Origin of the sequence: Roseivivax lentus (assembly GCF_900156805.1) — a bacterium.
In the GTDB taxonomy this organism is placed as follows: Bacteria; Pseudomonadota; Alphaproteobacteria; order Rhodobacterales; family Rhodobacteraceae; genus Roseivivax; species Roseivivax lentus.
In genome coordinates, this window is sequence record NZ_FTOQ01000001.1 from 536,327 (window position 1) to 559,997 (window position 23,671).

At 68.3% G+C, this 23,671-nt stretch carries 20 protein-coding genes; 11 read left to right on the plus strand and 9 right to left on the minus strand.

All coding sequences use genetic code 11. The features are described from left to right. Positions 1–170 precede the first annotated feature (170 nt). The 6 genes from mtgA to radC all read left to right on the plus strand — a co-directional run bounded on the left by mtgA (position 171) and on the right by radC (position 4,724). Positions 171–878, plus strand: coding sequence for a monofunctional biosynthetic peptidoglycan transglycosylase (gene mtgA, locus BW990_RS02525; protein WP_234990139.1), 708 nt, complete (start codon positions 171–173; stop codon positions 876–878). Positions 879–965: 87 nt separating this feature from the next. Beyond that, entirely contained in the window at positions 966–1,631 is a 666-nt protein-coding gene (fzlA, locus tag BW990_RS02530; protein WP_076444654.1) for an FtsZ-binding protein FzlA, read from the plus strand. 24 nt (positions 1,632–1,655) lie between these two features. Beyond that, positions 1,656–2,696, plus strand: coding sequence for a tRNA epoxyqueuosine(34) reductase QueG (gene queG, locus BW990_RS02535; protein WP_076444656.1), 1,041 nt, complete (start codon positions 1,656–1,658; stop codon positions 2,694–2,696). A 139-nt stretch (positions 2,697–2,835) separates the two neighbouring features. Beyond that, positions 2,836–3,285: a peptide-methionine (R)-S-oxide reductase MsrB gene (gene msrB, locus BW990_RS02540; protein ID WP_076444658.1), complete on the plus strand. Its 450-nt coding sequence runs from the start codon at positions 2,836–2,838 to the stop codon at positions 3,283–3,285. Next, entirely contained in the window at positions 3,282–3,794 is a 513-nt protein-coding gene (gene msrA, locus BW990_RS02545) for a peptide-methionine (S)-S-oxide reductase MsrA (protein WP_076444660.1), read from the plus strand. The genes msrB and msrA overlap by 4 nt, the downstream gene beginning before the upstream one ends. A 180-nt stretch (positions 3,795–3,974) precedes the next feature. Continuing rightward, entirely contained in the window at positions 3,975–4,724 is a 750-nt protein-coding gene (gene radC, locus BW990_RS02550) for a RadC family protein (protein ID WP_076444662.1), read from the plus strand. 28 nt (positions 4,725–4,752) lie between these two features. Here the strand turns inward: radC and BW990_RS02555 are convergent, their stop codons facing one another. The 4 genes from BW990_RS02555 to secA form a co-directional block, all read right to left on the minus strand. After that, on the minus strand, positions 4,753–6,366 hold the full coding sequence (locus tag BW990_RS02555; RefSeq protein ID WP_407690121.1) for a phosphate ABC transporter substrate-binding/OmpA family protein: 1,614 nt from the start codon (positions 6,364–6,366) through the stop codon (positions 4,753–4,755). A gap of 67 nt (positions 6,367–6,433) precedes the next feature. Next, complete coding sequence (locus BW990_RS21190) at positions 6,434–7,459, minus strand: hypothetical protein (protein WP_076444664.1); 1,026 nt, start codon at positions 7,457–7,459, stop codon at positions 6,434–6,436. A gap of 183 nt (positions 7,460–7,642) precedes the next feature. Beyond that, entirely contained in the window at positions 7,643–8,311 is a 669-nt protein-coding gene (locus tag BW990_RS02565; protein WP_076444666.1) for a hypothetical protein, read from the minus strand. A gap of 88 nt (positions 8,312–8,399) precedes the next feature. Continuing rightward, positions 8,400–11,135: a preprotein translocase subunit SecA gene (gene secA, locus BW990_RS02570; RefSeq protein ID WP_076444668.1), complete on the minus strand. Its 2,736-nt coding sequence runs from the start codon at positions 11,133–11,135 to the stop codon at positions 8,400–8,402. A gap of 177 nt (positions 11,136–11,312) precedes the next feature. Between secA and BW990_RS02575 the strand changes: the two genes are divergently transcribed. Then, complete coding sequence (locus BW990_RS02575) at positions 11,313–12,158, plus strand: peptidylprolyl isomerase (protein WP_076444670.1); 846 nt, start codon at positions 11,313–11,315, stop codon at positions 12,156–12,158. Position 12,159: 1 nt separating this feature from the next. Next, positions 12,160–13,395, plus strand: a complete 1,236-nt coding sequence (gene argJ / locus BW990_RS02580) for a bifunctional glutamate N-acetyltransferase/amino-acid acetyltransferase ArgJ (RefSeq protein WP_076444672.1) — start codon at positions 12,160–12,162, stop codon at positions 13,393–13,395. 717 nt (positions 13,396–14,112) lie between these two features. Here argJ and BW990_RS02585 read toward each other — a convergent pair. Continuing rightward, on the minus strand, positions 14,113–15,558 hold the full coding sequence (locus BW990_RS02585) for an aldehyde dehydrogenase family protein (RefSeq protein ID WP_076444674.1): 1,446 nt from the start codon (positions 15,556–15,558) through the stop codon (positions 14,113–14,115). 155 nt (positions 15,559–15,713) lie between these two features. Between BW990_RS02585 and BW990_RS02590 the strand changes: the two genes are divergently transcribed. The 3 genes from BW990_RS02590 (at position 15,714) to BW990_RS02600 (ending at position 18,925) form a co-directional block, all read left to right on the plus strand. After that, entirely contained in the window at positions 15,714–16,367 is a 654-nt protein-coding gene (locus tag BW990_RS02590; protein ID WP_076444676.1) for a peroxiredoxin, read from the plus strand. A 167-nt stretch (positions 16,368–16,534) separates the two neighbouring features. After that, positions 16,535–17,809, plus strand: a complete 1,275-nt coding sequence (locus tag BW990_RS02595) for a multidrug effflux MFS transporter (RefSeq protein ID WP_083950437.1) — start codon at positions 16,535–16,537, stop codon at positions 17,807–17,809. Between the two features lie 90 nt (positions 17,810–17,899). Beyond that, positions 17,900–18,925 carry a succinylglutamate desuccinylase/aspartoacylase family protein gene (locus BW990_RS02600; protein ID WP_076444678.1) on the plus strand — a complete coding sequence of 342 codons (1,026 nt, stop codon included), beginning with the start codon at positions 17,900–17,902 and terminating at the stop codon, positions 18,923–18,925. Between the two features lie 6 nt (positions 18,926–18,931). Here the strand turns inward: BW990_RS02600 and rlmH are convergent, their stop codons facing one another. The 4 genes from rlmH to deoC form a co-directional block, all read right to left on the minus strand. Then, the gene (rlmH, locus tag BW990_RS02605) at positions 18,932–19,402 is read right to left on the minus strand and encodes a 23S rRNA (pseudouridine(1915)-N(3))-methyltransferase RlmH (protein WP_076444680.1); all 471 of its coding nucleotides are present in this window, start codon (positions 19,400–19,402) and stop codon (positions 18,932–18,934) included. After that, the gene (gene rsfS, locus BW990_RS02610; protein WP_076444682.1) at positions 19,403–19,753 is read right to left on the minus strand and encodes a ribosome silencing factor; all 351 of its coding nucleotides are present in this window, start codon (positions 19,751–19,753) and stop codon (positions 19,403–19,405) included. A gap of 462 nt (positions 19,754–20,215) precedes the next feature. Beyond that, positions 20,216–22,552 carry an aldehyde dehydrogenase family protein gene (locus BW990_RS02615; RefSeq protein ID WP_076444683.1) on the minus strand — a complete coding sequence of 779 codons (2,337 nt, stop codon included), beginning with the start codon at positions 22,550–22,552 and terminating at the stop codon, positions 20,216–20,218. A 9-nt stretch (positions 22,553–22,561) separates the two neighbouring features. After that, positions 22,562–23,545, minus strand: a complete 984-nt coding sequence (gene deoC, locus BW990_RS02620; protein ID WP_076445136.1) for a deoxyribose-phosphate aldolase — start codon at positions 23,543–23,545, stop codon at positions 22,562–22,564. Between the last annotated feature and the right edge of the window lie 126 nt (positions 23,546–23,671).

Consider the following 23,671-nt stretch of genomic DNA (forward strand, 5'->3'; position numbering starts at 1 on the left):
AATCCTGTCCAAAATGCGCAATAGGCAGGTATTGTTCGAAGTTCGTGGATAATATCCCCGACGGGTTCAGCACTCTCCGGGGCCGGGATGTCCCAAACGCATACCATCCCGGCCCCGGATGACTTTTCGGCGAGGCACATCGCCGCTAAGAGCGAGACATGGCACGAGCAATGCGCAAATCAGAAAAGACGCGTCGGAGCGTCCGGCCCGTCCGCTTCCTCTTGCGCTGGGTCTTTCGCGCGGTGCTCGCCGTGGCGGTCCTGATCGGGCTCGGGGTCGGGCTTTACCGCGTGGTGAACCCGCCCACGACGCCCTACATCATGGCCGAGGCGCGACGCCTCGACGGGGTGCGCCGCGACTGGGTCGATGCGGACCGGATCGCGCCGGTGATGATGCGCTCCGCCGTGGCGGCGGAGGATGCCAATTTCTGCACCCATTGGGGCTTCGACATGAACGCCATCCGCACCGCCATCGAGGCGGGCGGCAATCGCGGCGCCTCGACGATCAGCCAGCAGGTGGTGAAGAACGTCTATCTCTGGCACGGGCGGTCCTGGCCGCGAAAGGCGCTGGAGGCGGTCATCACGCCCGCAATGGAGGCCGCCTGGCCCAAGCGGCGCATCCTCGAGGTCTATCTCAACATCGCCGAATTCGATGAGGGTATCTTCGGCGTGGAGGCCGCGGCGCGGCATTATTTCGGCACCTCCGCGCAGGATCTGACCCCGGTTCAGGCCGCCCGGCTCGCCGCGATCCTGCCCGATCCCAAGGGCCGGTCGGCCAGCGATCCGTCGCGCTTTGTGCGCAATCGCGCGGCCTCGATCCTCGACGGGGCGGCGACGATCCAGCGCGACGGACGCGCGGCCTGCTTCGAGCGTGCATAACCCCGCGCAGCCTTGCGACGAGGTGTTGTAACCGACCCGCCGGGGAAGGTATGACCGACGGGCATTCTCAGAAAAAACGTGTTCCCGATGGCCAAGCTATATCACGTGCCCCTATCTCCGTTCTGCCGCAAGGTGCGTCTCAGCCTCGCCGAGAAGAAGATCGAGTGCGAGCTGATCGAGGAGCGCTACTGGGAGCGTGATCCCGACTTCATCCGCCGCAATCCGGCCGCCAAGGTCCCGGTCCTGAAGATCGACGGCAAGACCATGGCCGAGTCCGCGGCGATCTGCGAATGGATCGAGGAAAGCTACCCCGAGCCCTCGCTGATGCCGAAAGGCGCCGATGCCCGCTACGAGGTGCGGCGGCTGATCGGCTGGTTCGACGACAAGTTCCACAGCGAGGTGACGTCGAAGCTCCTGTACGAGCGGGTGAACAAGAAGGTGATGAAGGCGGGCTTTCCCGACAGCGCCAACGTCAAGGCGGGCGCCAAGGCGATCAAGTATCACCTGGATTACATGGCCTGGCTGCTCGATCACCGTCGCTGGCTCGCGGGCGACGTCATGACGCTGGCGGATTTCGCGGCGGCCGCGCATCTGTCATCGCTCGATTACATCTCGGACGTGGACTGGAACCGGCAGGCGACGGTCAAGGACTGGTACGCGAAGATCAAGTCGCGCCCGGCCTTTCGCCGCATCCTGGCCGACCAGGTGCCGGGCTTCCCGCCGCCCAAGCATTATGCCGATCTCGACTTTTGAGCGCGGCGCGCCTCGGGGGTCGGTTTGGACCTGACGCAGCGCCTGAAGGCAGAGGCGGAGGCGGTGGGGTTCACGGCCTGCCGCATCACCGGGCCGGATGCGATCCCGGAGGTGCCCGAGCGGCTGCGCGCCTTTCTCGACAAGGGCTATCACGGCCAGATGGGCTGGCTGGCAGACCGCGCGGCCTGGCGCGGCGATCCGCAGGCGCTCTGGCCCGAGGCGCGGTCGGTCATCATGCTGGGCGAGGCCTACACGCCCGGGCACGATCCGCTGGCGGTGCTGGAGACGCCCGACCGCGCGGCGATCTCGGTCTATGCGCAGAACCGCGATTACCACAACGTGGTCAAGAAGCGGCTGAAGCGGCTGGGGCGCTGGCTGATCGACGCGGCCGAGGGCGCGCCGGAGATCAAGGTCTTCGTCGATACCGCGCCGGTGGCGGAAAAGCCGCTGGGGCAGGCGGCGGGGCTCGGCTGGCAGGGCAAGCATACCAATCTCGTGAGCCGCGAGATGGGATCGTGGTTCTTTCTCGGCGCGATCTTCACCACGCTCGACCTCGCGCGGGATGCGCCCGAGGACGATCATTGCGGATCCTGCCGCGCCTGTCTCGACATCTGTCCGACCGATGCCTTCCCGGCGCCCTACCGGCTCGACGCGCGGCGCTGCATCTCCTACCTCACGATCGAGCATAAGGGCCCGGTGGCCGAGGATCTGCGCGCGAAGATGGGCAACCGGATCTATGGCTGCGACGATTGCCTCGCGGTCTGCCCGTGGAACAAGTTCGCCGCCGAGGCGCGGGAGGTGAAATACCACGCCCGGCCCGACCTTCTGGCGCCCGACCTCGCGGAGCTGGCGGCGCTCGACGATGCGGGGTTCCGCGCGCGGTTCTCGGGCTCGCCCATCAAGCGGATCGGGCGGGACCGTTTCGTGCGCAACGTGCTTTACGCCATCGGGAATTCCGGGCGTCCGGACTTGCGCCGCGCGGCCGCTGCCTTGGCGGACGATCCCGACGCGACCGTCCGCGATGCCGCGTCCTGGGCGCTCGGCCAGCTGCCCCAGACCGAATAGCGCCGCTGGCACCTGTCCCGCGCCGCGCCGGGCGTTGGGGCCCCGCCACAGGCAAGTGCCGTGATCCGGTGCCGCACCCCTTTGTTTTCAGCCGCCCTTACCCCACATTAGGACCAACCAACACCGAGAAGGGGGCCATATGGCAGAGTATCGCAAAGACCCGGACGTGATCGCCACGCTCGATCCCGAAAGCTACCGCGTGACGCAGGAAAACGGCACCGAGCGGCCGGGCACCGGGGCCTATCTCGGCAACAAGGAGCCGGGCATCTATGTCGATATCGTCTCGGGCGAGCCGCTGTTCGCCTCGTCGACGAAATACGAATCGGGCTGCGGCTGGCCGAGCTTCGTGAAGCCCATCGAGCCCGAGAACATCACCGAGCTGCGCGATGTCTCGATGGGGATGATCCGCACCGAAGTGCGCTCCAAGCATGGCGACAGCCATCTCGGGCACGTCTTCCCCGACGGTCCGGCGGACCGGGGCGGGCTGCGCTACTGCATCAATTCGGCGGCCCTGCGTTTCGTCCATCGCGACGACATGGAGGCCGAGGGCTACGGCAAATATCTTGACCAAGTGGAGGAACGGGCATGAGCGATCTCGAGCGCGCCGTCCTGGCGGGCGGCTGTTTCTGGGGCATGCAGGACCTGATCCGGAAGATGGACGGCGTCGAGAAGACGCGCGTCGGCTATACCGGCGGCGATGTGCCCAACGCGACCTATCGCAACCATGGCACCCATGCGGAGGGGATCGAGATCTGGTTCGATCCCGCGCGCATCTCGTACCGGCGGATCCTGGAATACTTCTTCCAGATCCACGACCCGACCACGCGCAACCGGCAGGGCAACGATATCGGCATGTCCTACCGCTCTGCGATCTATTACGTGGATGCGGATCAGAAGGCCGTGGCCGAGGACACGATCGCGGATGTGGAGGCATCGGGCCTCTGGCCCGGGCGAGTGGTGACCGAGGTCGAGCCGGTGGGCGATTTCTGGGAAGCGGAGCCCGAGCACCAGGATTACCTGGAGCGGATTCCCAATGGCTATACCTGCCATTTCCCGCGCCCCGACTGGGTGCTGCCGCGGCGCGACGCGGCGGAGTAGAGCAATGAAGAACGCGCCCGGCTGGGGATAGCCGGGCGCGTTCACGTGCAGTCGGGGGAAACGAGCGACTTGACCTGGAGGGTCGTCCTGACGTTACGCGCAAAACCATTACGCAAAGGTTAAGCGCAGCGCGAAGTGTCGTTAACGTCCGTTTAACCGGACGTGCGCTAGATCCGGGGGATGGCACGTCACGGCTTCTCCGACCTGCAAGGGACCCTGTTCGAACCGCCGCGGCGGGATGCGGGCGGGCCGGTCCTGCCCTCCTATATCCGCGATCACCGGCAGCGCTTGCGCGCGCGCTTCACCGAAGGCGGAGCCGAGGCGGTGCCCGATTACGAGATGCTGGAACTGGTGCTGTTCCGGGCCATTCCGCGCCGGGACGTGAAACCGCTGGCGCGGCTGCTCATCGACACGTTCGGCGATTTCGCGCGGGTTCTCTCGGCGCCGCGGGCGCGGCTTCTCGAGGTGGCCGGCATGGGCGAGGCGGTGATCTGCGAGCTGAAGATCGTCGAGGCCGCGGCGCAGCGCCTGGCCCGGGGGCGCGTCCTGAACCGGCCCGTCGTCTCGAGCTGGGACGCGCTTCTGGAGTATTGCCATGCCGCGCTCTCCCACAAGGATATCGAGGAGTTCCGCGTGCTGTTCCTCGACCGCAAGAACGTGCTGATCGCCGACGAGGCGCAGGGGCGGGGCACGGTCGACCACGTGCCCGTCTACCCGCGCGAGATCATGAAGCGCGCGCTGGAAATCAACGCCTCGGCGCTGATCCTCGTGCACAATCACCCCTCGGGTGATCCGTCGCCGTCGCAGGCCGATATCGCCATGACCGACGAGATCGCGCGCGCCGGTGAGGCGCTGGGCGTGACGCTGCACGACCACCTGGTGATCGGCAAGAGCCGCGAGCTGAGCTTTCGCGCCGAGGGGCTGATCTGACCGCGGGCCGCACGCCGCACGCGGCGGCTCAGTCGAGCCAGACCTCGACCCGGCGATTGGCGCCCCGGCCCCAGGTCGTGTCGTCGCAGGCCATGGGCATCGCCTCGCCGAAGGCATCGGCGCGGGTCGACAGGCGGCCCGGGTCGGCGGCCTCGGCCGCTTCGAGCACCGCCGCGCGCACGGCCTCGGCGCGTTTGCGGGCGATGGCGCGATTGGCCGCTGCCGGGCCGACCCCGTCGGAAAATCCGGCGAAAAGGATGTCGCGCGTGTCAAAGAGCCCGGCCTCGATCGCCGCGGCAAGGCCCGCGACATTGGCCCGCGACTGCGCATCGAGCCGGGCGGAACCGGGTTCGAACCGGAACGAGGTGGTCAGCCGACGGCGCGGAGCGAGCGTTTCCTGCAGGCGTTTGAGCTCCGACAGGCCGGCCTCGCCCTCGGCCACGGCGATGGCATTGGCCAGCCGTGCGCCCTGATCGGCGATCGGGACCTCCTCGCTGGCCTGGTCGGTGAAGCCCACGCGGCGGATGACGTTCTGCGCGGGCGGAGAGGCGGCATAGGCAAGGAAATCCCGGGCGATCTTGGGCAGGCGCCGGGCGGGCAGATAGAGGAACATGGGCGCGGTGAGCGGCCAGTCCTCGGTCTTGATGGTGCGCCGCGTGGCGCGCAGGATGAAGCCGCATTCGCCGGTCAGGGCGAGCGGCCTTGCGAGGCCGGTTTCCGAAAAGCTGGCGATGCCGAGGCCGAACGGGTCGATGGCCACGGCGCCTGCCAGCGCATCCTGCGTCGCATGGCGCAGCACATTGCCCGCCACGCCCGAGGCGCGGGCATCGGTCAGCCGTCGCTCGATGCTTTGCGCGAGGCCCGAGGTGACCGCGGGCAGGTGCAGGGTGATGGGCGCATCCGGCCCGCCAAGGGCGGTCCAATTTTCGATCCGCCCCGCCAGCACGCCTTCAAGTGCGGCGATGGAGATTGCCTCGACGGGATTGGCGGCCGCCACCACGGGCACCAGCGCGTCGAGCGCCAGCACCCGGCTCCACTTGGCCTGCCGCAGATCGCCGAGCCCGGCTTCGGCGGCGCGGGCGGCCTCGTCGGGGCGAATCTCGCGCAGGGCCATCACCATGTCGGCCTCGTCGGCCAGAAGATCGGCGAAGCCTTCGTCGGTGTTGGAATTGGCGATGACGAACCGCGCGAGCCTCTTGCCGGTGACGCCGTCGCCGAGCGTGTAGATGGTTTCGGTGCCGGTTTCGCCCTCGGTCCCGCCGCTGCGGTCGGCGACGTAGCCTTCGCGAAGCGCGAAGCCTTCGATCAGCGCGGGCAGCAGCACGCGGCCGATCGTGCCCGACCCCGACAGGCGCAGCTCGGCCACGAAATCGGTGAGCGAGGGGCAGGCCACGCCTTCGCAGCGCACGCCGGAGCTGTCGACCGTCAGCTCGCCGTATTGCGAGGCGATGCGGTAGAACTCGCCGTCGAAGCCCAGAAGCGTGCCGGTGATCGACACGCCGCCATCCTGGCTGCGCAGGGTCACGTCATCGGCGACCTGCGCCGGGGCCGGCGCCGGCGACAGCGAAAGCGCCCATGCCAGCGCGAGGGACGCCGCATGCCGGATCGTTGTGACGAAATGCGGGATGGTGCGCCCCTCCAAACAGCCCGAACCGGGCGCGAGTGTCCGCGCCCGGTCCGGGAAGATCAAGGGCCGCGTCGGGCCTATCTCAGCGGGCTGCGACCTCGATGTCGCGGACCACGCCGTCGAGGACGAGGAAGTCGCCCACCGCGTCGCAATCGGGCATCGCCAGCGACACTTCCTGCGTGCCGAGCCGGCCTTCGGAGCTCCAGTGCAGGGTCTGGGCCGATACGTCGTCGCCGCAATTGGCGGCGGTGATCTCGGCCTCGACGCTGAGGCTCACGGCGCCTTCGACCTGCGCGGTCCCGGCGGGGAAGGAATAGATCTCGGCCAGCAGCGGCTCGGGTGCGGCGGCATCGCCGAGGCGGGTCAGGAACCCGCCTTCGCCGCGCGCCGCGGTCTCGACGGAGCCCGGCGCGCCGGACCAGACATGGCCCGCGGCGAAGTAATCGGCGCCCATCTCGCGGGCATGGAGCTGCAGCCCGCTGTCGCCGCGCCATTGCAGCGCGGTGCGCTCGTAGAAGGCCAGCGACGGCACGGCGGCCTGCGCGATGGCGCCATCGCCCGAGGCGAAGGACAGGATGAAGACCGCCTGTTCCGAGAGCGCGGGCACATCGAGCGACAGCGAGCCGTCGGGCTGCATCGTCGCGGTGAACATCAGGCCGGAATGGTGCACGGTGAGCCGTTCGGAGCCGTGGCAGGGCGCGGTCACGTCGAGGGCGACCATCGCGCCCGCCGTTGCGGCGGCACTGGCAATGATGTCGCAGGCAAAGCCGGTCTCGGGGGCTTCGGCGGGCAGCGCGGTGGCATCCGTGGCCGTGCCGCTGTCGATCGCGGCCATCTCGACGGGTGCGTCCGGCAATTGCGCGGGGGCGGCGTCCGCGCCGGGCAGTTGCGGCAGCGTGGCGGCGCCGAGGACCGGGACCGTCTGCGTCGGTTCGGCTGCGGCCTCGGCCTCGATCGTGGCGGGGGCCGCGGTGTCGGTGATGCCCGTGACCTCGACGGGGCCGGTGGGCCCGCCCAGGAAGGGCACGCCGAATTGCATCACGTAGCCGATTGCAAAGGCACAGGTCGCGGTGCCGATCGCGAGAGCGCGGGTCTTGGGGCTGGCCATCGTAACCTCCGGAGAGACGGTTTCATTCCCGATCTTGATGCCTGCCCAAGGTGGCGATGATGGGGCAAAGGCGTGCATCGGGTGCGGCGTTTCCAAGGCGGAAACAATATCGGGGCGGGGCGATCACAATCCGGGCGCAGGCGCCAATAGCCCGGGCGCGCCCGGATTTCGATGCGGCAAGGCTCAGCCGATGGTGATTCCCGCCGCGGGATCGGTATAGCCATGCGCGGCCAGCGCCGCGGCTTCAAGGCGCGCCACCCGGTCGAACAGCGCGGGATCCCAGGTGAGTGTCATCCGCGGGCTGACCCCGTGGGCCGGGCTGTCGAAGATCGCCGTTTCCGGAATGCCGAGCCCTGCCGCGCGGTTGAACGCCGCCAGATCGTCGCGGATCGTCTCGTTCTTCAGGATATGGGCACCCGAGGCGGCGCAATAGGCGGCATACATGCCGCTGACGAAGCCCGGCGCGCGGGTGGTGATCTTGTCGAGGAAGGTGTTGAAATCGTCGTCGGTGATCTCGTTCAGCGGCGACATCACGTGCCAGTTCGCGGCCTGGCCCGGCTGGCCCCAGCGGCGAAATTCCTTCGAGGTCTGGTACTTGAACCAGCTCTCGTACCAGCGCATCGGATGGCGCACGACGGCGAGATAGCGCAGCTTTCCCTTCGGCAGAACCCGGCGGCGGAAATAGCCGCCCTTGGCCTGGCGCACCTGCCCGGCGATCAGGTCGTAGGTGGCGTGCTTGTGACTGACCGAGGCCACGACCAGGTCGTGATCGGAGAGGATCTTGGTCAGCCAGTTTCCCCCGGTCTTGGGGATGTGCAGGTAGACGATATCGTCCTTCAGCAAGAGCGCCATGATCCGCCGTGCCTCCGCTTTCCGTCTCGGGGGGGGCGCCGCACGCTGCCCGGCGCAAGTCACGCCGGGCGCGGTGCGGCTGGCCGGGTCAGGTCAGCCGCCCGTGGCAATGCTTGAACTTGTTGCCCGAGCCGCAGGGGCAGGGGCTGTTGCGGCCCGGATTGCCCCAGGTAGACGGATCGGTCTCGTCGAAGCCCTCGACCAGCGGTTCGACCTGCGCGACGGCGGGGCCCGCGGCCTCGGCATCGGGGGCGGCGGCGCCGGCCGGGGCCTGGGCCGCGGCCATCTGGGCCTGGGCCTGCTGGCGGCGCATCTCGTCGATGAGCTGCTGGCGCTGCTCTTCGCTCATGGGCTGGATTTGCGACAGCTTCTGGGTGACCTCGGCGCGCAGGCTGTCGAGCATCGACTCGAAGAGCTGGAAGCTTTCGGTCTTGTACTCGTTCAGCGGATCGCGCTGGGCATAGCCGCGGAAGCCCACGACCGAGCGCAGGTGTTCGAGCGTCAGCAGGTGTTCGCGCCATTTCGCGTCGATGGTCTGCAGCAGCAGCTGCTTTTCGATCTGGCGCATGGCCTCGGGGCCGAACTTCTCGGCCTTTTCGGCCATCATCTGCGACGCGGCCTTCTCGATCCGCTCGCGCAGCTCTTCCTGATCGACGCCGTCCTCTTCGGTCCAGGCGGCGACGGGCAGGTTCAGCAGCAGCGTCTCTTTCAGCGCCTTGTCGAGACCCTCGGCATCCCATTGATCGGCATAGGTCTTCGGTGGGGCGTAGGTGTCGACCAGATCGTCGATCACCTCTTCGCGCATGTCGTCGGTGACCTCCGACAGGTCCTCGGCTTCCATGATCTCGCGGCGCTGGCCGAAGATGACCTTGCGCTGATCGTTCATCACGTCGTCGAATTTCAGCAGCTGCTTGCGGATGTCGAAGTTGCGGCCCTCGACCTTGGATTGCGCGCGCTCCAGCGACTTGTTCACCCAGGGGTGAATGATCGCCTCGCCTTCTTTCATGCCGAGCGAGGACAGCACCTTGTCGAGCCGTTCGGAGCCGAAGATGCGCATCAGATCGTCGTCGAGCGACAGGAAGAAGGCCGAGCGGCCCGGGTCGCCCTGACGGCCCGAGCGGCCGCGCAGCTGGTTGTCGATGCGGCGGCTTTCGTGCCGTTCGGTAGCGAGGACGAAGAGGCCGCCGGCCTCTTTCACGCGGGCCTCGTCATCGGCCTGTTCGGCCTCGATCCGGGCGCGGATCTCGTCGGGATGCCCGTCGGGATCGGCGGCCAGCGCCTCCTGTACCTTCATCTCGAAATTGCCGCCGAGCTTGATGTCGGTGCCGCGTCCGGCCATGTTCGTCGCGATGGTGATGGCGCCGGGCAGGCCCGCATCGCCGACGATCTGCGCTTCCTGTTCGTGCTGGCGCGCGTTCAGGACGTTGTGCGGCAGATCGGCCTTTTTCAGCAGATCCGACAGCATCTCGGACTTCTCGATCGAGGTCGTGCCGACGAGGACCGGCTGGCCCTTTTCGTGGGCCTTGCGGATTTCCTCGACGATGGCGTCGTATTTCTCGGGGCCGGTGCGGTAGACGCGGTCGTCCTCGTCGATCCGGGCGATCGGCTTGTTGGTGGGAACCTCCACGACGCCGAGGCCGTAGATCTCGGCGAATTCCTCGGCCTCGGTCGAGGCGGTGCCGGTCATGCCCGAGAGCTTGTTGTAGAGGCGGAAATAGTTCTGGAACGTGACGCTGGCGAGCGTGACGTTCTCGGGCTGGATATTGGCGCCTTCCTTGGCCTCGATGGCCTGGTGCAGGCCGTCCGACAGGCGGCGGCCCGGCATCATGCGCCCGGTGAATTCGTCGATCAGCACCACTTCGCCGTCGCGGACGATATAATCCTTGTCGCGCTGGAACAGCTTGTGGGCGCGCAGGCCCTGGCTGAGATGGTGGATGATCGTGGTCGACTCGGGGTCGTAGAGCGACTGGCCCTCGGGCACGAAGCCGGCCTCGACGAGGCGGGCCTCGAGGAACTCGTTGCCTTCGTCGGTGAAGGTCACGTTCCGGGTCTTCTCGTCGATGGTGAAATGCTCTTCGGTGAGCTCGGGGATGAGCTTGTCGATCCCCACATACAGCTCCGAGCGGTCCTGCGAGGGCCCGGAGATGATCAGCGGCGTCCGCGCCTCGTCGATCAGGATCGAGTCGACCTCGTCGACGACGGCGTAGTTGTGGCCGCGCTGGTACATCTGGTCGAGTTCCGACTTCATGTTGTCGCGCAGGTAGTCGAAGCCCAGCTCGTTGTTGGTGGCGTAGGTGATGTCGGCCTGGTAGGCGGCCTTCTTCTCTTCCTCGGGCTGGCGCGGATAGACGACGCCGGTGGTCAGACCGAGCGCGCTGTAGACCTTGGACATCCAGTCCGCGTCGCGGCGGGCGAGGTAATCGTTCACGGTGACGATATGCACGCCCTTGCCCGAGAGCGCGTTGAGATAGGCCGGGAAGGTCGCGACCAGCGTCTTGCCCTCACCGGTCTTCATCTCGGAGATGTTGCCCTGATGCAGGAAGATGCCGCCCATGAGCTGCACGTCGAAGGCCCTGAGACCCAGCGCGCGCTTGGCGGCCTCGCGGCAATTGGCGAAGGCTTCGGGCAGCAGATCGTCGAGGCTTTCGCCGCCCGCATGGCGCGACTTCAGCTCTTCGGTCTTGGCCTTCAGGCCCGCATCGTCGAGGGCTTCGAACTCCGGCTCGAGGGCGTTGATGCGGTCGACCAGGGGCCGGGTCGCCTTGATTTTCCGGTCATTCGGCGTGCCGAAGACCTTCTTCGCGATTGTTCCGAACCCTAGCATACGCTCTCTTTCGCCTGTCACCATCTCGTGTGCCGGCATCTGCTTGCCCGTCCTGCACCGAGCCCATACACAAATGGGGAGATAAGACCGGCTACGCAGAGCCCTGTGGCGATGTAAGGGCCGGTCTTCTGACTGTCAACGCTGCCCCTGAGACGGGCCGCAGAAAGAGGTGTTTCCATGCCCCGCACGAGCCTGAAAATCGTCACCGCCGCGCTGATCGCATGCGCGCCGCCCGCTTTCGCGCAGGACGACGTCGCGATCGATACCGTGGTGGCCACGGTCAACGGCGCGGAGATCACGCTCGGTCACATGCTGATGCTGCGCACCACGCTGCCCGAGCAGTACCAGCAGCTGCCCGCCAACGTGCTGTTCGATGGCATCCTGAACCAGATGATCCAGCAGGAAGCGCTGTCGCAGTCGGAAAACGCCGAGGAAACCGATGTCGTGCGCCTGTCGCTCGAGAACCAGCGCCGGGCGCTGCTGTCCTCGCAGGTGATGAGCGACTTCGTTCCGGGCGAGTTTTCCGAGGCCGACATCCAGGCCGCCTACGAGGCGCAATACGGCAACGAGACCGGCACCGAATACAACGCCTCGCACATCCTCGTGGAGACCGAGGAAGAGGCGGCGGCGCTGGTGACCGAGCTCGAGGGCGGCGCGGATTTCGCCGAGCTCGCGCGCGAGAAATCCGCCGGCCCGTCCGGTCCCAACGGCGGCAGCCTCGGCTGGTTCGAGGCCGGCCAGATGGTCGCGCCGTTCCAGGCGGCGGTCGAGACGCTGGAGGCGGGCGAGTTCTCCGCGCCGGTCGAGACCCAGTTCGGCTGGCACGTTGTGAAGCTGAACGAGACCCGCCTGAAGGAGGCCCCGGCCCTCGACACCGTGCGCGACGAGATCGTGAACGCGCTCTCCGAAGAGGCCGTGGCGAACGGGATCGACGCGGCGGTCGCCGAGGCCGACGTGACTCGCCCCGGGGATGCGCTCGACCCCAATGTTCTCAACCGTCTGGACCTTCTGGGAACGCGCTGACATGGCCAAGACCCTCGCGCGTTCGCCGCTGGCGCCCGATGCCTTTCCGGCGCTGCCGGTCATCAAGGGCGTGCGCTTCGCCTCCGCCGCGGCGGGGGTCAAATATGCCGGGCGCAACGACGTGATGCTGGCGCATCTGGTGCCGGGCTCGACCGTGGCGGGGGTGTTCACGCGCTCGGCCACGCGTTCGGCGCCGGTGCTCGATTGCCAGGCCAAGATCGGGCGCGACCCGAAGGACGGCGACGGCGCGGCGATCCTGGTGAATTCCGGCAACTCCAACGCCTTTACCGGGCGCGCGGGCGAAGGATCGGTGAAGGCCCTGTGCGAGGCGGTCTCGACGGCGATGGACCTGCCCACGGAGCGGGTCTTCACCTCCTCGACCGGGGTGATCGGCGAGCGGCTGCCGCATGAGCGGATCGTGGCGAAGGTCGCCGACCTCGTGGCCGGGCTCGACGAGGCCGGGATCGCGGGTGCTGCGCAGGCGATCATGACCACCGACACCTTCCCCAAGGGCGCCACGGCGGAGATCGAGGTCGCGGGCGCGCCGGTGAAGATCGCGGGCATCGCCAAGGGCTCGGGCATGATCGCGCCCGACATGGCGACGATGCTGGTCTACATCTTCACCGACGCCGCCATCGACCGCGAAGACCTGCAGGCGCTTGTCTCGGGGATCAACGACCGGACCTTCAACTGCATCACCGTGGACAGCGACACATCCACCTCGGACACGCTTCTGATGGGTGCGACGGGGGCGTCGGGGGTGCGGGTGGACCGTAACACGACGGCTTTCGTGGAGGCGCTGGAGCGCGTCTTTCTCGATCTCGCGCAGCTGGTCGTGCGCGACGGTGAGGGGGCCACGAAGTTCGTCACCGTGCGCGTCTCCGGCGCCGAGAGCGCGGCGGATGCCCGCGTCCACGCCCTCTCCATCGCCAACTCGCCGCTGGTGAAGACCGCCATCGCGGGCGAGGACCCGAACTGGGGCCGGGTCGTGATGGCCATCGGCAAGTCGGGTGCCGCGGCGGATCGGGACCTGCTGTCGATCCGCTTCGGCGACGTTGTGGTGGCCGAGAAGGGCTGGGTGTCGCCGGATTATCGCGAAGAGATGGGGGCCGCGGTGATGCGCGAACCCGAGATCGAGATATCGGTGGATCTGGGGTTGGGCGAGGGCGACGCGACCGTGTGGACCTGCGACCTGACCCACGGCTACATCTCGATCAACGCGGATTACCGGTCGTAAGAGGTCGGCGCGGGGGGCGTGGTCAGGATAAGGCGCCCTATTCCGAGGGTGCGGCGCCACTCTCACCGGCAGGCGCGCCGGCGGTGTTCGTGGCGTGAGATGCTTCCCGTGTCTCGGTCGATCAGGGACCCCCTGAGCGCGGAATCAAGGTTGCCTTGGCAACCGCCGCGCTCCAGCGCCTGCCCGCCCCCGTGGGCTGGCGCTGTGGTGACGCAGGCGCGACGTTCGGTCTGCGCAGGGGCTTGGCAGCCATAAAGTGCTCACGCTCCAAGGGGGCAACGCCAACCCGCGGGCAGGCGCACCGGCGGGTTTTCGCGTGTCACGGTCTCTCCGGCCCTCGGTCGATCAGGGAACCCCTGAGCGCGGAATCAAGGTTGCCTTGGCAACCGCCGCGCTCCAGCGCCTGCCCAGCCCCACGGGCTGGCGCTTTGGTGATGCTGGCGCGACGTTCGGTCTGCGCAGGGGCTTGGCAGCCATAAAGCGCCCACGCTCCAAGGGGGCAGCGCCAACCCACTGGGCAGGCGCACCGGCGGGTTTTTCGTGTTACGGTCCCTCCGGGGCTCGGTGGATCAGCGACCCCGAGGCGCGGAACCGAGGCTGCTTTGGCAGCCGCCGGGCAGGCGTTTCAGATGACAGGCAGTTTGGCGAAAGCGGTTGCGCGCGGGCATCGCGGAAAACGTCATCCCCGGGCCTGACCCGGGGATGACCGCTCCTGCCTCAGCCTGCCTCGGGGTCCCAGCCCGACACCGCCTTGACCTCGACGAAGTCGTGGATGCCCCAGGAACCGCCCTCGCGGCCGTTGCCGGACATCTTCATGCCGCCGAAGGGCGAGCCCGCCGCGCGGTCCTGGCCGTTCATCTCGACCATGCCCGAGCGCAGCACCCGCGCCAGCCGGTTGCGCCGCGCGCCATCGGCCGATTGCACGTAATTGGTCAGCCCGTAGGGTGTGTCGTTGGCCACGCGCACGGCCTCGTCCTCGGTCTCGAAGCGCATGATCGACAGGACCGGGCCGAAGATTTCCTCGCGCGCGATGGTCATGTCGGGGGTGACGTCCGCGAACACGGTGGGGCGCACGAAGAAGCCCTTGTTCATGCCCTCGGGCAGGCCCGGACCGCCGGCGACGAGCCGCGCGCCTTCGTCGATGCCCTGCTGGATCAACCCCTGGATCTTGTCCCATTGGGTGCGGTTCACGACGGGGCCGATATGGCGGCCCTCTTCCGAGGCGGGGCCGACGCCGACCTTGCCGGCGACCTCGGCGGCCTCCTCGACGACGCGGTCGTAGATCGGCGCCTCGACCATCATCCGCGACGGCGCGTTACAGCTTTGCCCGGAATTCTGCATCATGTGCAGCACGCCGCGCTTCACGGCCTTGTCGTCCGCATCGGCAAAGATCAGGTTCGCGCCCTTGCCGCCCAATTCCAGGTGCACGCGCTTGAGCGTGTCTGCGGCGGCCTTGGAAATCAGCTTGCCCGCGCGGGTGGAGCCGGTGAAGGACACCATGTCGACATCCGGATGCGCCGAGAGCTGCGATCCGACGCCCGCGCCGTCGCCGTTGACGAGGTTGAAGACGCCCTTGGGCCAGCCCGCCGCCTCGACGCATTCGGCGAAGATCAGCGCCGAGAGCGGGCTTTCCTCGGAGGGCTTCAGCACCATCGTGTTGCCCGCCACGGCCGCCGCGCCGACCTTCAGCGTGATCTGGTTCATCGGCCAGTTCCACGGCGTGATGAGCGCGCAGACGCCCACCGCCTCGTGGATGATCCGGTCATTGGGCGTATCGTCGCCGAGCGGGGCCTCCCAGGCGAAGTCCTTCGCGGCCTTGATGAAGTTCTTCAGGTGATAGGAGCCCGCGCCGAACTGGTTGCGCGAGGCGAGATCGATGGGGGCGCCCATCTCGCGGCTCATCGCCTCGGCCATGTCGGCGGCGCGCGCGTTATAGGCCTCGAGCAGGCGCTCGACCGCCACGATCCGCTCCGCCACGGGGGTGGCCATCCAGCCCGGAAGCGCGGCCTTGGCGGCGGCCACGGCGGCGTCGGTATCGGCCTCGCCGCCCAGCGAGATCGTCGCGAAGGCCTCTTCGGTCGAGGGGTCGATCACCGCGTGATCCGTGCCCGCCCTGGGCGCGACCCAGGCACCGTCGATATAGAAGTTGCGTTTCTCGATCATCGCCGTCTCCCTTGCATGCGGCCCGGGCCGGAAACCCCGTCGCGCTATTTGATCAAATTCTCCGCTGCACCATGCCGCCGCATCCCGGGGGATGCAATGGGCGCCCGGGCGCCCTAGGTACACGGGGAGGACATAACCCGGCACGGAGGCTCATCATGGCTTTGCGCATCAACGATACCATCCCCGACCTGACCGTCGAGACCGATCAGGGCCCGATTTCTCTGCACGATTACGTGGGCGACGCCTGGACGGTGATCTTTTCGCATCCGAAGGATTTCACGCCCGTCTGCACCACCGAGTTCGGCGCGGTGGCGCGGCTGAAGGACGAATGGGACAAGCGCGGCGTGAAGGTGCTCGGCGTCTCGGTGGACGGGGTCGAGGACCACAAGCGCTGGAAGGAGGACATCCGCACCGCAGGCGGCGCCGAGGCCACCTTCCCGATCGTGGCGGATACCGATCTTGCGCTGTCGAAGGCCTTCGACATGCTGCCCGCCGAGGCCTATCTGCCCGATGGCCGCACGCCCAACGACACTGCGACCGTGCGCGCGGTCTTCGTGATCGGGCCGGACAAACAGCTCAAGCTGTCGATGACCTACCCGATGAATGTGGGCCGCAATTTCGCCGAGGTGCTGCGCGCCATCGACGGTCTGCAGACCGCGGCCCAGCACACCGTCGCGACGCCCGCCAACTGGGCGGTGGGCGAGGACGTGGTGATCCCAGCGACCGTGTCCGAAGAGGATGCCCGCGAGAAGTTCGGCCAGTACCAGACCGTGCTGCCCTACCTGCGGATGGCCAAACTGCCCGAGTGATCCCGCACGCCGCCCGAGCACCGGCGCACAGGACCTGTGCGCCCGCGGCCTGCGCGGATGGCCGCCGCCGCGGTTGGCGGCAGAAATCGGGCGCTATATATTCCCCATAGACCCGGCGCAGCCTTCGCGCCGGGTTTTCCATTCGTACGATTGCATCTGGAAATTCCATGTCCGCCATTCCCGACCGTCCCGCCGCCTCCGCCACCGAAGGCTCCGCCGCGCCGCCCGCGGCGGCCAATGCGCTGCCCTATTGGGAATTCATCGCGATCGTGGCCTTCCTGATGGCGCTCAATGCCGCGGCGATCGACGTCTACATCCCGGCGATCACCGATATCAGCGCGGCCTTCGCCGTGGCCGATGCCAATGCCGGGCAATTCGTCATCGGCGCCTACGTGATCGGCTTCGGCGCGAGCCAGGTGGTCTACGGCCCCCTGTCGGACCGTTTCGGGCGCAGGCCGGTGCTGTTCTTCGGCCTTGGGGTCTATTGCGCGGCGGCCATCGCGGCGGCCTTCGCCACCTCGTTCGAGATGCTGCTCGCCATGCGGTTCATCCAGGGCCTCGGCGCCGGAGCGACCCGGGTCGTGGCGCTGTCGGTGGTGCGCGACCGGTTCCGCGGCGAGGCGATGGCGCAGGCCATGTCGCTGGTTATGATGGTGTTCATGGTGATGCCGGTGCTGGCGCCCAACCTCGGCTCCGCGGTGCTGCTGTTCGGCGATTGGCGGCTTCTGGCGGGGGCGATGTTCCTCATCGGTGCCGCCGCCTTCCTGTGGAGCTTCCTGCGCCTGCCCGAGACGCTGCGCCCGGAGGACCGGCGCGAGCTCAGCGGCGCGCGGATCATGGAGGCCTTCCGGATCATCTTCACCAACCGCCGCGCCTTCGGCTACACGCTGGCGACCGGCGCCTTTTTCGGGGTGCTCTTTTCCTTCGTCAGCCAGGCCGAGCAGATCTACACCGTGGTCTACGGCATCGGGCCGGAATTCACGCTCTATTTCGCGCTGGTGGCGTGTTTCATGGCGGCGTCGAACTTCGCCAATTCGCGGCTCGTGCGGGTCTTCGGCACGCGCCGGCTGAGCCATGGCGCGCTGCTGGGCTTCGCGGTGCTAGCGGCGGTGCATCTCGCGCTGGCCGCGGCCTGGGGCGGCGCCTTGCCCTTCGTGTGGTTCCTGCTGCTGTCGATCCCGCAATTCTGCTTCTTCGGCTTCATCCCGGCGAATTTCAACGCGCTCGCGATGGAGGAGCTGGGCCATGTGGCAGGCACCGCCTCGGCGGTGCTGGGCACCGTGCAGACGCTGGGCGGCGGACTGATCGGGGCGGCGCTGGGCTATCTTTACGACGGGACCGTGCTGCCGATGTTCCTGGGCTTTGCGGTGCTGGGCGGGCTGTCGCTGACGCTGGCCGCCTATGCGGAAGGCTGGGGACTGTTCCAGCGCCGCCGGGCGTAGGGGCGCGCGCACCGGGCCTGACCGCCCGCCCCATTGGCACCGGGCGTCCCATGCCGTATCGCGTGGGGCGTGCTGCACGAGGAACTCCCCATGCCCAGACCCTTCGAGATCGGTGAGGTCACCATCGCGCCGGGCACGCGCGCCAGCGTCGATCTGCCGGTGTCGGTCCTGTCCGATCACACCCCGGTGCACCTCTCGGCCGAGGTCGTCCACGGGCGCCGTCCGGGCCCGACCTTTTTCGTCTCGGCGGCGATTCACGGCGACGAGGTGATCGGCGTGGAGATCGTGCGCCGCCTGTTGCGCGCGCGCCCGCTGGAGCGGCTGGCGGGCACGCTGATCGCGGTGCCGGTGGTCAACACCTTCGGCTTTCTCAACCAGTCGCGATACCTGCCGGACCGGCGCGATCTGAACCGGTCCTTCCCGGGCTCGGCGCATGGATCGCTCGCGGCGCGGCTCGCCGATATCTTCCTGACCGAGATCGTCACGCGCTGCGATGTGGGCATCGACCTGCATTCCGCCGCGGTCGGGCGCACGAACCTGCCGCAGATCCGGCTGACGCCCGGGGATGCGCGGCTGGCCGAACTCGGGGCGGCCTTCGCGGCACCGGTGACGATGAACAGCCGGGTGCGCGACGGATCGCTGCGCGAGGCCGCCGACAATGCCGGGGTGGACGTGCTGCTCTACGAGGCGGGCGAGGGGCTGCGCTTCGACGAGACCGCCGCGCGGGCGGGCGTCGCGGGCATCCTGCGGGTCATGCAGCATCTGGGCATGATCGCCGGACGCGGCGTGCCGCGGGCGCGGGGCGCGTCGGTGTTCTGCGACGGCTCGTCCTGGGTGCGCGCACCGTCGGGCGGGCTCTTGCGGACGCTGAAGGCCGCGGGCGATTATGTGGAGGAAGGCGCCGTTCTGGGCATCGTGTCGGACCCGTTCGGCGCCGTCGATCACGAGATCGCGGCGCCCGAGGCGGGAATCGTGATCGGGCGGACCAACCTGCCCGTCGTCAACGAGGGCGATGCCTGTTTCCATATCGCAACGCCGGCGCGGCCGATGGCGCAGGACGCGATGTCGGACCATCTGGAGCTGCCGTCGCTTTACGACGAGGACGAGATCATCTGAGCCGCTTCAGGCGCGGTGATAGGGCGTCCCGGCAAGGATCGAGGCCGCGCGGTAAAGCTGTTCGGCCAGCATGACGCGCACGAGCATGTGCGGCCAGACCATCGCCCCGAAACTCAGCGCGAAATCCGCCTCGGCGCGCAAGAACGGGTCGATCCCGTCGGCGCCGCCGATCGCGAAGGCCACGTCCTGCCGCCCGGTATCGCGCCACTTGGCAATCTGACCGGCGAAATCCGGCGAGGACATCCTCGCCCCGCGTTCATCGAGAACACAAAGCAGCGCGCCGGCGGGCAGCGCGCGCCGCAGAAGCGCCGCTTCCGCGGCCATGCCGCCGCCCTTCTTGTCCTCCACCTCGACACAAGAGACCGGGCCGAGGCCCAAGGCCCGCCCGGTTTTTTCCGCTCGGTCGAGATAATCGTCGACAAGCGCCTTCTCCGGCCCCTTGCGGAGCCGTCCCACGACGCAGAGATGCAGCCGCACCTACTGGGCTTTGGCCGCCGCGGGCGCGGGCGCCCACATCTTCTCGATCTGGTAGAAGTCCCGCACTTCGGGGCGGAACACGTGCACGATCACGTCGCCGGTATCGATCAGCACCCAATCGCCGGTCTCGCGTCCTTCCATCTTGGACAAGATCCCGTACTGGGTCTTCAGATCGTCGGCGACCTTCTCGGAGATCGCGCCTACCTGACGCGAGGACCGGCCGGAACAGACGATCATGTAATCGCCCATCGCGGATTTGCCGCGCAGATCGATCTGCACGACGTCTTCGGCCTTCATGTCATCGAGGGTTTTGAGAATCGCCGCGAGGGAGTTCTCGCTCGTCGGCGTCATTGGGGTCTGGCCCGTCATCGGGCCCCCGAGTTCAGCGACACCGGTCGCGGAAGCATTGGGCAACAGGACATCGTCCTCCTTGGTTTGTCACGCCGGTACGACCCCCGGCGCGTTGGGGTAGTGCAAAGATAACATCGGGGCGGCGAAATCTCAATGACAGGTGTGCGGATGCGCTGCATCGAGGCTTTGCGCTGTGCGCATGACGCGGGAGCGCTTGGCCGCGGGCGACGCTTCATCCCGCGCATGCTGGCGCGCGATGGATGCCCGGCCATGGCGTGGATCGCGCATGGGCGCCGGCATGACCCATGGCCAGCCCGGCGGGGCGGGCAGGTGCGGACGCGCGGCGGCGGTGGTCAGCGCAGCCTTGGCTCCGCGCTCAGGGCGCGCGCCAGCGCGCGCGTCGGGGCGCAGGGATTCCCGGCGCCACCGGAGGCGTGGCGGGCATTCGCCCGCCAGGCCCCATCACGCGCCGTAGGGCACCCACACGGTCTTCACCTCGGTCGCGGCATCGAGGAAGGCGCGCGCGGCGCCCTCCGCCCCGGCCCAGTCGCGGGCCTTCCCGTCATTGACCCAGGTCCGTTTGAGATTGCCCGCCGCGCGGCGTTCGATCTCGGCCGAGATATCGGCGCCCGAGAAGGACCAGACCGCGTCCACATCGGCGTGATCGGCCAGCGTTTTCGCCAGATCGTCATGCGGCCCGGTCAGCAGGTTCACCGCGCCGCCCGGCACGTCCGACGTCTCGAGAAGCTGCGTCAGCTCCTGCGCGATGAGGGGCGCGGCTTCGGAGGCCACCAGAACCAGCCGGTTGCCCATCGCGAGGGCGGGCGCCATCACCGACACGAGGCCCGCAAGCGGCATCTCGTCGGTGCAGAGCGCGCCGATCACGCCCACCGGCTCGCGCAGCGCCATGGCAAGGCCCCGCATCGGCACGGCGCGCACCTCTCCGGCGAACTTGTCGGCCCAGGCGGCGGCCTCGAAGAGGCGCGTAGTGGCCAACGCCACTTCCGCCGCGCCGCCCTTCCTGCCGGTCATGGCGTCGATCCGCGCGGCCAGCTCTGCGTCGCGGGCCGAGAGGTTCTCGCCCAGGTAATACAGCACCTGCGCGCGGTTATGCGCGGTGGCGCCTGCCCAGCCCGAGGCCCCGCGCGCCGCCTCGACTGCGTTGCGCACGTCCTTGCGGTTGGCGATGGGCGCCTGCCCCAGAAGGCGGCCCTTGGCATCAAAGATCGCCTGCGCGTAGCCGCCATCGGGCCGCGCCTGCTTGCCCCCGATATAGAGCTTGGCGGTGCGGTCTACGGGCTGCGGCTCCGCCGCGTCGCCGGTGAAGGGCGCGATGCGCTTCAGCGCCTTCGCCTTTCCCGCGGGTCTCGTGTAGGCCATCAGCCCCTCAGCGCCGCCTTCGCGTCCGAAGCCCGATTCGCGCACGCCGCCGAAGGGGGCCGCCGCGTCGAACATGTTGGTGCCGTTCACCCAGACCACGCCCGAGGCCAGTTTCGGCGCGATGTCGAGCGCGACATTGATGTTTTCCGACCAGATTGTGGCCGCCAGCCCGTAACGCGTGTTGTTGGCCAACTGCACCGCCTCGGAGGGCGTGCGGAAGGTGGTGGAGACGAGGACGGGGCCGAAGATCTCCTCCTGCATCAGGGGCGACGCGGGCGAGAGATCGGAGATCAGCGTGGGCGGGTAGAAACAGCCCTCGGGCACCGGACCCGCGGCGCGGTAGACGGTGCCGTCCGCCTGCTCCACGAGTGCTGCGATCCGCGCGCATTGCTCGGGATGCACGATGGCGCCCACGTCGATCGACTTGTCGAGGGGGTCGCCCAAGCGCAGCTTGTCCATCCGGGCGCGCAGTTTCGCGTGGAACCGCTCGGCGATGCCCTCCTGCACCAGAAGGAGGGAGCCCGCGCAGCAGACCTGCCCGCCATTGAACCAGATCGCGTCAACGAGGCCCTCGATGGCGCTGTCGAGATCGGCATCCTCGAAGACGATATAGGGCGACTTGCCGCCGAGCTCGAGGGTCAGCGCCTTGCCCTGCCCGGCCGTGGCGGCGCGGATCTTGCGGCCCACCTCGGTCGAGCCGGTGAAGGCGATCTTGTCCACGTCGGCGGCGACCAGCGCCGCGCCGGTCTCGCCATCGCCGGTGACGATGTTGACGACACCTTTCGGCAGGCCCGCCTGACGGCAGATATCGGCGAAAAGCAGCGCCGTGAGCGACGTCCATTCGGCGGGTTTCAGCACCACCGTGTTGCCCATGGCGAGCGCGGGGGCGATCTTCCAGGCGAGCATGAGAAGCGGGAAGTTCCAAGGCACGATCTGACCGCAGACGCCATGCGCGACGCGGCCCGGCGCATGATCGTCCATCAGCTGCGCGCAACCCGCATGGTAGTAGAAATGTCGCTGCGCGAGGGGCACGTCGATGTCCCGCGCCTCGCGGATGGGCTTGCCGTTGTCGAGCGTCTCGAGCACGGCGAAGAGGCGGGAATGCTTCTGCAGGAGCCGCGCGATGGCGTAGAGATAGCGCGCCCGTCCCGGACCGCCGAGCTTCTCCCATTTGCCCTGCGCGGCGCGGGCGGCGGCCACGGCGCGCGCCACGTCTTCCGCCGTGCCCTGGGTGATCTCGGCCAGCACCTCGCCCGTGGCGGGGCTTGTGGTTTCGAAGGTCGCGCCGGGCGCGGTGAAAGCGCCGTCCACGAAATGCCCGAACCGCGCGCCCTGATCGGTGATCCAGGCCAGCGCATCGCCGGCGGCCTCGGGGGCGGGCCCGTATTCCATGGTCTCGAAGATATCCTTGACGGTCATGTCCGTGCCTTACGCCATCGCATGCCGCCAGCTCGCCGAATAGGCGCCGGTGACATGGTGTTCCAGTTGCCGCTCGATATCGCCCAGAAGCGAGGAGGCGCCGAAGCGGAAGAGATGCGGCGAGAGCCAGTCGCGGCCGAGCTCCTCCTTGATGAGCGCGAGATAGGTGATCGCGTCCTTGGCCTTGGAGATCCCGCCCGCGGGCTTGTAGCCGATGCGGATGCCCGTCGCCTCGTGATAGTCGCGGATCGCGCGGATCATCACGAGCGAGACGGGCAGGGTGGCGTTGACACTCTCCTTGCCGGTCGAGGTCTTGATGAAATCGGCGCCCGCCATCATCGCGACGAGGCTCGCCCGGGCCACGTTCTGCAGCGTGCCGAGCTCGCCCGTGGCGAGGATCGCCTTCACATGGGCAGGCCCGCAGGCCTCGCGGAAGGCGCGCATCTCGTCGTAGAGCGCCTGCCAGTTGCCGGTCAGCACGTGGCGGCGCGAGATCACGATGTCGATCTCGGCGGCCCCGGCGGCGACGCTTTCGCCGATCTCGGCCACGCGGAGATGGAAGGGCGAGAGCCCGGCGGGAAAGCCCGTGGAGACCGCGGCGACGGGAATGCCCGAGCCGTCGAGGAAGCGGACGGCGGGGGCGATCATGTCGTGATAGACGCAGACCGCGCCCACGGTCAGATCGGGCAGGCCCAGGGCCTCGAGGATATCGGCGCGCACCGGCTGGCGCGCCTTGGCGCAGAGGCGGCGGACCCGGCCCTCGGTATCGTCGCCGGCGAGCGTCGTCAGGTCGATGCAGGAGATCGCCCGGGCGAGCCAGGCCGCCTGGTGGTCCTTCTTCACGCTGCGCCGGGCGGGCAGTTGCGCCGCGCGCCGCTCGATCGCCGAGCGGTTGGCATTGGCCCGCATCACCCAGTCGAGGTCGAGCGGCATGCCGGGGTTCCGCGGCTCGACGGTCTGGGGAAGATGGGTGGCTCTGTTGGCGGTCTGCATGGGATGCATCCCTCCTGTCTGGTTCCATGGATTGCTCGCATGCGGACCGCGCAAGGGCAAGACATGCCGCGCCGTCACGGGACGGGGGAGGTTCGGACCCGGCATCGAGCCGGGCCCGAACCTGCG